Source organism: Rhodoluna sp., from assembly GCF_049276775.1.
GTDB lineage: Bacteria > Actinomycetota > Actinomycetes > Actinomycetales > Microbacteriaceae > Rhodoluna.
In genome coordinates, this window is sequence record NZ_JBASXC010000093.1 from 1 (window position 1) to 11,925 (window position 11,925).

Annotated in this window: 7 protein-coding genes and 1 tRNA gene; 6 read left to right on the forward strand and 2 right to left on the reverse strand. The window is 52.0% G+C overall.

Annotated elements, in window-relative coordinates; all coding sequences use genetic code 11:
* The first annotated feature begins 44 nt into the window (after window positions 1–44).
* From lgt to pyk, 4 genes are all read left to right on the forward strand, one after another.
* Window positions 45–1,001, forward strand: coding sequence for a prolipoprotein diacylglyceryl transferase (gene lgt / locus WAO31_RS06140; protein WP_509591503.1), 957 nt, complete (start codon window positions 45–47; stop codon window positions 999–1,001).
* A 111-nt stretch (window positions 1,002–1,112) separates the two neighbouring features.
* The gene (gene gltB, locus WAO31_RS06145) at window positions 1,113–5,669 is read left to right on the forward strand and encodes a glutamate synthase large subunit (RefSeq protein ID WP_509591505.1); all 4,557 of its coding nucleotides are present in this window, start codon (window positions 1,113–1,115) and stop codon (window positions 5,667–5,669) included.
* Window positions 5,662–7,122: a glutamate synthase subunit beta gene (locus tag WAO31_RS06150; protein WP_509591508.1), complete on the forward strand. Its 1,461-nt coding sequence runs from the start codon at window positions 5,662–5,664 to the stop codon at window positions 7,120–7,122. Before gltB ends, WAO31_RS06150 begins: the two co-directional genes overlap by 8 nt.
* 35 nt (window positions 7,123–7,157) lie before the next feature.
* The gene (gene pyk, locus WAO31_RS06155; RefSeq protein WP_509591511.1) at window positions 7,158–8,579 is read left to right on the forward strand and encodes a pyruvate kinase; all 1,422 of its coding nucleotides are present in this window, start codon (window positions 7,158–7,160) and stop codon (window positions 8,577–8,579) included.
* Window positions 8,580–8,585: 6 nt separating this feature from the next.
* Here pyk and WAO31_RS06160 read toward each other — a convergent pair.
* Window positions 8,586–8,671, reverse strand: a tRNA-Leu gene (locus WAO31_RS06160).
* A gap of 71 nt (window positions 8,672–8,742) precedes the next feature.
* Here WAO31_RS06160 and WAO31_RS06165 point away from each other — a divergent pair.
* The gene (locus WAO31_RS06165) at window positions 8,743–9,327 is read left to right on the forward strand and encodes an ANTAR domain-containing response regulator (RefSeq protein ID WP_509591514.1); all 585 of its coding nucleotides are present in this window, start codon (window positions 8,743–8,745) and stop codon (window positions 9,325–9,327) included.
* Here the strand turns inward: WAO31_RS06165 and WAO31_RS06170 are convergent, their stop codons facing one another.
* Window positions 9,328–9,747, reverse strand: coding sequence for a PaaI family thioesterase (locus WAO31_RS06170; protein ID WP_509591516.1), 420 nt, complete (start codon window positions 9,745–9,747; stop codon window positions 9,328–9,330). It lies immediately after the preceding gene.
* A 56-nt stretch (window positions 9,748–9,803) separates the two neighbouring features.
* On the opposite strand from WAO31_RS06170, the gene polA reads away from it, so the two are divergent.
* Window positions 9,804–11,925 (forward strand): DNA polymerase I (gene polA, locus WAO31_RS06175; protein ID WP_509591518.1); only part of this gene is annotated, 2,122 nt, incomplete at its 3' end.

Here is an 11,925-nt window from a genome sequence, read left to right on the forward strand (position 1 = left end):
GAACTAAAGGCAAAAGTTGCCGAGTTAGCGAAGGGCAAAACTAAGTGAGCATCCTAAACATTCTGAATTCAATTCCGTCACCGGAAATTAGCTTTATCGAGCTCGGCCCCTTTAGGTTGCACTTTTATGCTCTATTTATTCTGACGGGAATCATTCTTGCGCTGCTCGTGGCAGAGGCAAGACTGCGCTCGAGAGGTTCAGAGTCTGGTATAGCACTTGATATCTCACTTTGGGCCATACCGTTTGGAATCCTGGGTGGAAGATTTTTTCACGTAGTGACACACCCTAACGACTACTTCTTTGCCGGGGCGGACCTGTTAGCGGTATTTAGAATCTGGGAGGGGGGCCTTGCAATTTACGGAGCTCTGATTTTTGGATCGCTGGGCGCTTACATCGGCGCGAGGCAAGCCGGACTGCGTTTTCTCTCCTACCTTGATGCAGTTGCCCCTGGGGTACTTTTAGCTCAGGCTGTTGGTCGCTGGGGGAACTACTTCAACAATGAGCTATTTGGACTTCCAACGGATCTTCCCTGGGGCCTTGAGATTTCAAGCATCAACCCGGCTTATCCTGCGGGTCTTCCAGAAGGGGTTCTATTTCACCCGACATTTTTATATGAATCCCTTTGGTCCCTCGCAGGCGTAGCTCTGCTACTGGCTCTGGACAAAAGATTTAATCTTAGATGGGGCAAGATGCTAGGTCTTTACCTGGTCTATTACTCGATTGGGCGGATTTGGGTCGAGGCAATTCGAATCGATCCAAGTGAGATCATCCTTGGATTGAGAATAAACATTTGGTCCGCAATAGCTGGAATCATGGTCGGTCTGGCAATTCTAATAATCCAATCTCGCAGGCACACCGGCCTTGAGCCCAGTGTTTACAGGCCTGGTAGGGAGCCCAAGGCCCCTTTGGGCGCAACGGATGGCGATGAGTCAGCCGAGTCAGAGTCTGTTGCAAAAGACACGGACACAGGTTTGACCAGTAGGGTAGAGTCAGAGAAGTAGCCCCACAGGGCCCCCAGCGGCATCACAAGTGCCTGGTTCCAGTTCTTTTACATAACTAACTGTCTATAGGGCCAGCGTTGTCCCATTCAAAAATTTTGATTGGAGTGATGCATGCGCGAGATTTCCCCCTTTGAGCGCTTTAGCAATTTTCCAAGCTCGGGTCTCTACAAGCCTGAAGCTGAGAAAGACGCCTGCGGTTTGGCCATGGTGGCAACCCTTCGTGGAACACCTGGATACGACATTATCGAGACCGCACTCAATGCACTCAGAAACCTTGAGCACCGCGGAGCCGTTGGCTCTGATGCCGGAACAGGTGACGGCGCGGGCATCCTAATTCAGCTGCCCGATGCTTTTTTCCGGTCTCAGCTTGCAGCAAGTCTTCCAGCTGCGGGGACCTATGGCGCTGGATTGGTATTTGAATCAAACGAATCCTTCGATAGAGCAAGCGAACGAAGGAAGTTTGAGGATCTCGCTATTGACGAGAATCTTCGCGTGATCGAATGGCGCGATGTTCCAACAAATCCTGAATCACTTGGAGATCTTGCACGCCAAGCAATGCCATTTATTTCACAGGTGTTTGTTGAATCAACCGCGGGTGCTACCGATATGGACCTTGAAAGAGCACTGTTTCGCCTGCGAAAGCGCAGTGAAGAAGAGATTGGTCTTTACCATCCTTCGTTATCAGCAAGGACAATTGTCTACAAGGGCATGGTCACGACCTTGCAGCTCGAACCATTCTTCCCTGACCTCAGTGACAGAACCATGGTCTCGGCACTGGCTCTAGTTCACTCGCGATTTTCTACCAACACTTTCCCTTCCTGGCCACTTGCGCATCCATATCGGATGATTGCCCATAACGGGGAAATCAATACGGTGCGTGGAAACCGAAACTGGATGAGTGCTCGCGAAGCGCAACTGAAATCTGAATTACTTGGGGACATTGATTCCCTAAAGCCAATCATCACCAAGGGCGCAAGTGATAGTGCTTCCTTTGATGAGGTGCTAGAGCTTCTGTACATGGCTGGTCGGTCACTGCCGCACGCGATGATGATGATGATCCCAGAGGCGTGGGAGAAGCACACGGACATTGAGCCCGCTAGAAAGAGCTTTTACGAGTACCACTCGATGCTGATGGAAGCATGGGACGGACCAGCAGCCGTCATCTTCACCGATGGTTCCTTGGTTGGTGCGACTCTTGACCGCAATGGACTTCGACCAGGTCGATACATAATCACCGAGGATGGCCTAGTCGTACTAGCCTCTGAAATTGGAGTAGCTGACATCGAGCCATCCAAAATCGTACGAAAGGGAAGGCTTCAGCCGGGAAGGATGTTCCTGGTAGACACAGTTGCCGGCCGCATCATCGAGGATGATGAAATAAAGGCCGAGATTGCCGCTGCTGAGCCTTGGGAGGAATGGCTCGGCGAAAACCGAATTAACTTGAGAGATCTTCCAGAACGCGAACACATCGCACATACTCCATCCTCCGTGAACAGAAGACAAAGGACATTTGGATACACCGAGGAAGAGCTAAAGATCCTTCTAAAGCCGATGGCTATTTCTGGAGCCGAGCCTCTTGGCTCGATGGGATCAGACACCCCGATTGCAGCAATCAGCGATCGACCGCGGTTGCTTTTCGACTACTTCGTTCAGCAATTTGCTCAGGTGACAAATCCTCCGCTCGATGCAATTCGGGAGGAGGTAGTCACTTCGTTGTCAACCGGAATTGGTCCTGAGCGTAATTTGCTTTCGGCCGGGCCTTCGCACGCGCAACAGGTCATTATTGACTTTCCGGCACTAAGCAACGACGAGCTTGCCAAAATCAAGCACATTGACGAGATCCCAGGTAGCGGAGAAGCTTTTGTCGTGCAGGGGCTTTATAAGGTCGCCGACGGCTCAGAGGCTCTAGAACATAGACTTGCCAAGATAAACGAGGAGGTTGACGATGCGATCTCTAACGGAGCTACGTATTTGATCCTCTCCGATCGTAACTCCAATCGCGACATGGCACCTATACCGTCGCTTTTACTGACCTCGTCTGTTCACCACCACTTGATCCGCACGGGACGCAGGACAATGGTGGGGCTCGTTGTCGAAGCCGGAGACGTGCGAGAAGTTCACCACGTGGCCGCCCTAGTCGGGTACGGTGCCGCGGCAGTGAATCCGTACCTAGCGCTTGAGTCCGTTGAGCTAATGGTTCGTAATGGAACAATCGACGGTATCTCCTTTGAAATTGCTTCAGAAAACCTAATCAAATCTCTCGGCAAGGGTGTGCTCAAGATCATGTCCAAGATGGGTATCTCTACTGTTTCTTCTTACAGCGGGGCCCAATGTTTCGAGGCGATCGGCCTAAACGCAGACGTAGTTGAGAAGTACTTCACTGGAACAATTTCTCAGCTTGGCGGCATCGGTATCGAGGTTCTCCATCAGGAGATAGCGGCCAGACATTCGAGCGCATACCCTGTGGAGCGGGCTGTCAACATCCACCAGAACCTAGACGTTGGCGGAGAGTACCAGTGGCGCCGCGAGGGCCCGCCACACCTGTTCAACCCAGAGACGGTGTTCAAGCTACAGCACTCGACCAGATCGAAGCGCTACGACATCTTCAAGCAGTACACGAACGCCGTTGACGATCAGGCCGAACGTCTAATGACGCTTAGGGGCTTATTCAAGTTCAAGGAAGGTGTGCGACCGGCGGTTCCAATCGATGAAGTCGAGCCGATCTCGGAAATTGTTAAGCGTTTTGCTACCGGAGCTATGAGCTACGGATCAATTTCCCAGGAGGCCCATGAAACCCTGGCTATCGCGATGAACCGCATCGGCGGTAAGTCAAACAGCGGTGAGGGAGGGGAGGATCTCGAGAGACTTCTTGACCCGGAGCGCAGAAGCGCGATAAAGCAGGTCGCGTCTGGTCGTTTTGGCGTGACGAGTATGTACCTTTCAAGTGCCGACGACATCCAGATTAAGATGGCCCAGGGCGCCAAGCCCGGTGAAGGCGGGCAGCTCGCCGCAAACAAGATTTACCCGTGGATCGCAAAGGTGCGGTACTCAACACCCGGCGTTGGACTTATCTCGCCACCCCCTCACCACGACATCTACTCGATCGAAGATCTCAAGCAGTTAATCTTTGACCTTAAGCGAGCGAACTCTGCAGCAAGAGTTCACGTCAAGCTCGTTAGCCAAGTCGGGATTGGAACGGTTGCCGCAGGTGTTGCAAAGGCCAAAGCTGATGTGATTTTGGTTTCCGGTCACGACGGTGGTACGGGAGCGTCACCTTTGAATTCCTTGAAACACGCTGGAACCCCTTGGGAACTAGGACTGGCTGAAACTCAGCAAACGCTCATGCTCAATGGTCTTCGTGATCGAGTTTCGGTTCAGGTTGATGGACAGATGAAGACAGGTAGAGACGTAGTGGTTGCAGCGCTGTTAGGAGCAGAAGAGTTTGGCTTTGCAACCGCACCGCTCGTTGTTTCTGGCTGTATCTTGATGAGGGTTTGTCACCTCGACACCTGCCCTGTCGGTGTTGCATCCCAGAACCCTGTGCTGAGGAGTCGATTTAGCGGTAAGCCGGAGTTTGTGGTCAATTTCTTTGAGTTCTTGGCTCAGGAGGTTCGGGAGATTCTTGCCGACCTTGGATTCAGATCAATGGATGAAGCCATCGGCCAGACGGACATGCTTGATGTCAATCGCGCCATTTCACATTGGAAAGCCGACGGGTTAGACCTGACACCAATTCTGCAGGGATCTGGACTAGAGGCCAATGCACCGAAGCGAAGGTTCACATCACAAAACCACGAGCTAGATAAGCACTTCGATCACAAGATCATTGCATTATCTGAAAAGGCCCTTGAAGACGCGCAAGCAGTGGAGATTGAACTACCAATCCGAAACACCGAACAAGCTGTTGGCACAATGCTTGGGAACGAAATAACGAAGCGCTTTGGAGCCGAAGGACTTGCGGAATCAACCATCCGAGTCACATTGCGAGGATCCGCGGGTCAATCCTTCGGTGCGTTCATTCCAAGGGGTCTTAAACTCACCCTGGTAGGTGACTCAAACGACTATGTAGGCAAGGGCCTAAGCGGTGGAACGATTGTTGTGCGGCCAGATGAAAGCTCTAGCTTTCCAGCGGAAGAGAACATCATCGCTGGCAACGTAATCGGTTATGGCGCAACGGGTGGCTCCATGTACTTCTCTGGAATAGTAGGGGAAAGATTCCTCGTTCGAAATTCCGGCGCTACTGCAGTTGTGGAGGGAGCGGGAGATCACGCCCTCGAATACATGACAGGTGGACGAGCGGTGATACTCGGTCGCACTGGTAGAAACCTTGGAGCCGGCATGAGCGGTGGGTATGCGTTCGTCTACAAACTCGTACCGGGGAAGGTGAATCCTGCGGCGCTAAAGATGGACGACCTCAGACTCCTCCCGTTGGACGATGCGCTTTCGAGCGAGCTCTTGGCACTTCTGAATACGCATGTTGACCAAACCGGTTCACTGCTGGCTTCGCGACTGCTCACTGATTTTGAGTCCGAGCGCAATAACTTCACGGTTGTTATGCCAACCGACTACGCAAGCGTTAGCCAGATCAGGGAGAGCGCGCAGTCTCAGGGCATTGACCCCGACGGCGATGCAGTTTGGCAAGAGATCTTGGAGGCAACCATTGGCTGATCCAAGGGGCTTTTTGAAAACCACCGGACGACAGACTGCCGAACGCCGCCCTGTTCAAGTTCGGATTATGGACTGGAAGGAAGTTTACGAGCGCAGAAACTCCGAGGTTGTTCAAGAGCAGGCCGGTCGCTGCATGAACTGTGGAGTGCCATTTTGCCATCACGGTTGCCCGCTTGGAAACTTGATTCCAGAATGGAATGATGCGGTTCACCGAAAGGATGGCAAGAACGCCATTGAGCGTCTCCACGCCACCAATAATTTTCCGGAGTTCACTGGAAGGCTATGCCCAGCTCCCTGTGAGTCGAGTTGTGTGCTTGCCATTAACCAGCCGGCGGTAACAATCAAGGAAATTGAAGTCTCGATTATCGACGACGCTTTTGACAACGGCTGGGTCCAGGCTCATTCACCAGAGAGACTTACTGGGAAAACTGTGGCCGTTGTTGGATCTGGTCCCGCCGGGCTCGCGGCCGCTCAGCAACTTGCTCGTGCAGGACATACGGTTGCCGTGTTCGAGAAAGAGGATCGTATCGGCGGTCTACTTAGATACGGCATCCCTGACTTCAAGATGGAAAAACACCACATTGATCGTCGGCTCGCTCAGCTCGAGGCCGAGGGGGTCAGATTTAGAGTCGGTATCGAGATTGGGAAGGACATTACCTGGGCCGATCTTCGCAGACGCTACGATGCGGTTCTAATTGCGACCGGTGCTTCGATTCCAAAAGATCTGCCGATTCCGGGAAGAGATCTGGACGGGGTGCACTACGCAATGGAGTACCTCACTCAATCCAATCGGGCTGTTGCAGGGCTTAGCGTCGATGAGCAGATACTCGCCGATGGTAAGCATGTGGTAATTCTTGGAGGTGGCGATACCGGAGCAGATTGTCTTGGAACCGCAACCAGACAGAAGGCGAAGAGTGTGACCACTCTGGCTATCGGCCAAAAACCCCCCGAGGAACGCACAGACTCCCAGCCGTGGCCCATGTTTCCAAATCTTTACGAGGTAAGTAGTGCTCACGAGGAATTTGGTGACAGGAAGTACTTATCTTCAACCGTCGAGTTTGTTGGAGAAGCTGGAAAGGTGACCGGAATCAAGATCTCTGCAACACAATTTGTTGACGGTAAGAGGCTGCCAACGCCTGGCACAGAGAAAATTATTCCAGCCGATCTAGTGCTTCTGGCACTCGGTTTTCTAGGTCCTGAAGTTGAACCTTGCGTATCGGAGATAGCTATCCCGCTTGATGCTCGGGGCAACTTCGACCGCGAGGACAGCTTCGCCACCGAATTAGAAGGAGTATTCGTTGCCGGCGATGCCGGACGCGGGCAGTCCCTGATTGTTTGGGCTATCGCTGAGGGGCGTGCGGCAGCCGCTAGCATTGACAGGTTCCTGGAGGGAACTACGGAGCTTCCTTCACCGGTGAAGGCATCAGATCAACCAATTTCCGTATATAGCTAACAAACGGCCATGAGCCAGAAATGCATGAGAGAAAAATGAGACGCGCAAAAATCGTTGCAACTCTAGGGCCAGCAACTTCGTCCTACGAAAACATCAAGGCAATCATCGAGGCCGGTGTAGACGTTGCAAGAATGAATCTATCTCACGGCTCTCACGAGGTACACGAAGAAATCTACAAGACTGTGCGCAAGGCCGCCTCAGACATCGGCAAGCCACTTGGGATTTTTGTTGACCTTCAGGGGCCAAAGATCCGATTGGCCAAGTTTAAGAATGGTCCCGTCCATCTTGCGAAAGGTGCCACCTTCAAGATCACCATCGATGATGTCGATGGAGACATCAACATATGCGGAACAACATTCAAGGGCCTTCCCGACGATGTTAAAGTCGGTGATTTTCTCCTGATAGATGATGGAAAAGTCCGCCTGCGTGCTACCGAGGTATCCGCAACAACGGTCACAACCGAGGTCGAAGTGGCGGGAGATGTCTCAAACAACAAGGGAATCAACCTTCCAGGGGTAGCGGTAAACGTCCCAGCTCTATCAGAAAAGGACGAGGTGGACCTGCGTTGGGCCATCAAGATCGGGGTAGATATGATCGCTCTATCCTTTGTTAGAAGTGCGTCAGACATAATTCGCGTTCACGAAATCATGAAAGAGGAGGGGAGGACCCTCCCAGTAATTGCCAAGATTGAGAAGCCGCAGGCCGTTGAGAACTTAGAAGAAATCATTGATGCGTTCGACGGCATTATGGTGGCGCGAGGCGACTTGGGCGTTGAGCTTCCCCTCGAGCAGGTGCCGCTAGTTCAAAAGCGTGCAGTTGAATTGGCCCGACGCTGGGCAAAGCCGGTTATTGTCGCGACCCAAATGCTCGAGTCGATGATCACGTCCAGTATTCCTACCAGGGCAGAGACCAGTGACGTTGCTAACGCGGTGCTTGACGGAGCTGATGCCCTGATGCTCTCGGGCGAAACAAGCGTGGGCGAATTCCCAGTTGAGACCGTTGGGACGATGGCGAAAATCATTTTGTCGACTGAGGAGAATGGGCTTGATCGTATCCCGAACCTTGGAACAAAGCCCCATACTCATGCGGGAGCGGTTTCGCTGGCCGCAATGGAGATAGCCGAACTTCTTGGTTCAAAGTATGTCTGCGTATTTACAGAAAGTGGCGACTCTCTAAAAAGAATTTCACGCCTACGCTCAGCGGTCCCGGTCCTTACGTTTACTCCTAATGAATCAGTTGCAAACCGACTCGCAATGGTTTGGGGCTCACGCACTTTCATGGTGCCAAAGGTTGACCACACCGACGCCATGTTTGACCAAGTTGACAAGACCGTCCTCGAGGAGGGTCTATGTAGGGTCGGGGATGAAGTAGTCGTAGTTGCTGGAACCCCGCCAGGAGTCTCTGGTTCGACAAACACTCTCAGGGTTCACAAGGTCGGTTCAGGCGCTTCCAATTGATTAAGGTGGTGCCGGAAGTGGGATTTGAACCCACACGCCCTTTCGGACAAAGCATTTTGAGTGCTCCGCGTCTGCCGTTCCGCCATTCCGGCCAGCACCACGCCTTGAAGTCTAATGGATTTGATTTGGGTGCATTTCTTCGGCTTGGAATATAGTTATCCCCATGGAGAATCAGTTATCTCAAAAGCGGGTTGTTGTTGCCGAAGACGAGTCTCTAATACGCATGGACATCGTCGAGACTCTAAAGGAAAACGGCTACGACGTCGTTGGCGAAGCAGGCGATGGGAACATGGCAGTCGAGCTGGCTACCGAGCTAAAGCCGGATTTGATTGTTATGGACATCAAAATGCCAAATCTTGATGGCCTTTCGGCAGCGGAAAAAATTGCTGAACTCAAGATCCCAGTGGTTCTCCTCACGGCCTTCAGTCAGCAGGAGCTGGTTGCCCGCGCAGCTGAAGTGGGGGCCATGGCGTTTCTTGTAAAGCCCTTTACCCCCCAGGACTTGATGCCCGCCATTGAGATTGCACTTTCAAGGCACCAACAGCTAGTTGCACTTGAATCGGAGATTTCAGACCTTGCTGAGCGCCTCGAAACAAGAAAGCTTGTCGAGCGAGCAAAGAGCGTGTTGAGCGAGAAGATGAAGCTCACCGAACCCGAAGCTTTTCGATGGATTCAAAAAGCTTCTATGGACAGAAGGCTAAGCATGGCTGATGTCGCAAGAACGGTGTTAGACCAGCTAAATAAGTAGTCAGGTTTTGCGAATCAAGTTGGTGATGCGAACTGTTGAACAGCGCTCACCTTTTTCGTTGGTGACGACAATTTCGTGCACCGTCAAAGTCTTACCGAGAGTAATTGCGGTGGCGACTCCTGTCACAACACCGGATGTTGCTGATTTCGAGTGCGAGGCTGAAATCTCGATTCCAACGGCATAGTTCTCTGGTCCCGCCCATACATTAGCCGCCATTGACCCAAGTGTTTCACCGAGAACCAGGTAGGCGCCGCCGTGCAAAAGACCACGAGGCTGGGTGTTGCCATCAACCGGCATCGTGGCAACTGCGCGCTCCGCACTGAGCTCGAGTAGCTGTATGCCCATCTTGTCGGCTAGATCGCCAACCCCGCGCTTTGAGGCAAGAAGTTTTGCTTCGGGGCTCAGAATTGGATCGGACATAACCTTGTCGTGGCCTTTCGGAAGGTACCTATCGCAAGCAAAGTAGGCTTGCGTCTATGAGTTCTAAGCCTACCCTTCTGATTGTTGACGGGCATTCTTTGGCTTTTCGGGCGTTCTACGCGCTGAACCCCTCTAATTTCCGCACCCCCGACGGCCAGCACACAAACGCCGTTCATGGATTCATCTCCATGCTGCTAAACCTGCTGGAGGGTGAAAAGCCAACTCACCTCGCGGTCGCCTTTGATATATCGGGACCGTCTTTCAGGGCCGTTGAGTATCCCGATTACAAGGGAAATCGCGGCGAGACGCCTGAGGAGTTCATTGGACAGACTGAGCTTCTCGAAGAGGCAATGAATGCAATGAACATCACCACGCTGACAAAAAAAGACTATGAGGCCGACGACATTCTCGCTTCGATGGCCGATCAGGCCGCAGCAGCGGGCTTTCGTGTACTTGTTGTCTCTGGTGACCGTGACACCTTTCAACTGATTAGTGAAGACACAACGATTCTCTATCCGATAAAAGGCGTTATGAATCTTGCTCGAATGAATGATGAAGCCGTTGTGGAAAAATACGGCATCCACGCCAAGCAATACCCGGACCTTGCTGCACTTGTAGGGGAAACCAGCGATAACCTTCCGGGCATTCCAGGAGTAGGTCCAAAAACTGCGGCCAAGTGGCTTCAGGCGTATGGTGATTTAGAAACCGTGCTTTCAAAGTCAGATGAAATACCAGGCAAGGTGGGTGAGTCCCTGAGGGAACACCGGCAGCTGGCAGTTCGAAACCGGAGATTAAATCACCTGGTGAGAGATCTCGATCTTGAGCTTGAGTTTGACTCCCTTGCTCTTACCTCGGTAGATGAATCAAAGGTTCGTGAGGTGTTCGCAAAGATGCACTTCAAAACTCTGACTGAAAGAGTTCTTCGGCTTCGTGGTCTAAACGGCACTCAAACAAACGGTTTGACCAAGCCGCCTTCATCTCTCGATGCTGAGGAGATCAAGACAGAGGCAAAGCAGGCAAAAATCTTTGACACTCTCGAAATCCCCGAGACCAAGACAGTCAAAGCGCTGGAGCTACTGAAGTGGCTAGGCAAGCAACAGGTGGTTGGGTTTGAGCTTGAAGATCACGACGGCAAATTGGTGATGGGTTTTGCTTCCAAGACAGAAAGACTTACTCTCGGCGAGGATCCAACTATAGAACTATCGAACTGGCTCTCATCCGATAAAGACATGAAGGTCTTATTCGACCTCAAGGGAACCAAGCGCATCTTGCTTGCCAATAATCTGGACATTGCCGGGGTTCAAGACGACGTCCTGCTTTTGGCGTACCTGTTGAACCCGGTAGGAAGGAACTACTACGTAGATGACATTGCGCTCGAGCAGTTGGGGCTGGTAGTTGAAAGATCTGATCCCAACCAGCTGATGCCAGAGGCCGGTTCAGATCCAAGTCTCGACGCGTGGCTGGCAATCTCTCTTGCCGAATCAATGCGAGTCAAGGTCACGGAAGAGGGGCAGCTTAAGGTCTATGAGGACATCGAGCTACCAAGCTCGAACACACTTGCTCTAATGGAAACTCAAGGCATCGCTATTGACAGAGCAAAGCTTCAAAAACTCTTTGACACTCTTTCCAGTGAGGTCGCAAAGATAGCCAAAGAGGCCTACAGGATAATCGGTAAGGAGATCAACCTAGCCTCTCCAAAGCAGTTGCAGACGGTGTTGTTTGATGAGCTAGGCATGACTGGGACCAAGACGCTGAAGACTGGCTTCTCAACCAACGCAGCCGCACTTACTGAGCTCTTCGAAAAAAATGGACACCCGTTCTTGGAAAAGCTTCTTGCTCATCGTGACTCAACGAAGCTCAAGCAGATGGTAGAGACTTTATTGAAAGCAGTTGAAGACGACTCAAAGATTCACACCACCTATGTCCAGACCGGCACCGCGACTGGGCGACTAAGTTCAGAGAACCCAAACCTACAAAACATTCCGATTCGCAATCCTCGGGGAGCCCAGATTAGAGATTCATTTGTTGCTTCCGAGGGTTTTGAGACGCTGCTCACAGCTGACTATTCACAAATTGAAATGCGAATCATGGCTCACTTGTCCGAGGATCCTGGTCTGATTGAAGCCTTCAAAGCGGGCGAGGATCTGCACCGGTTTGTGGGATCGAGGATCTTTGGAG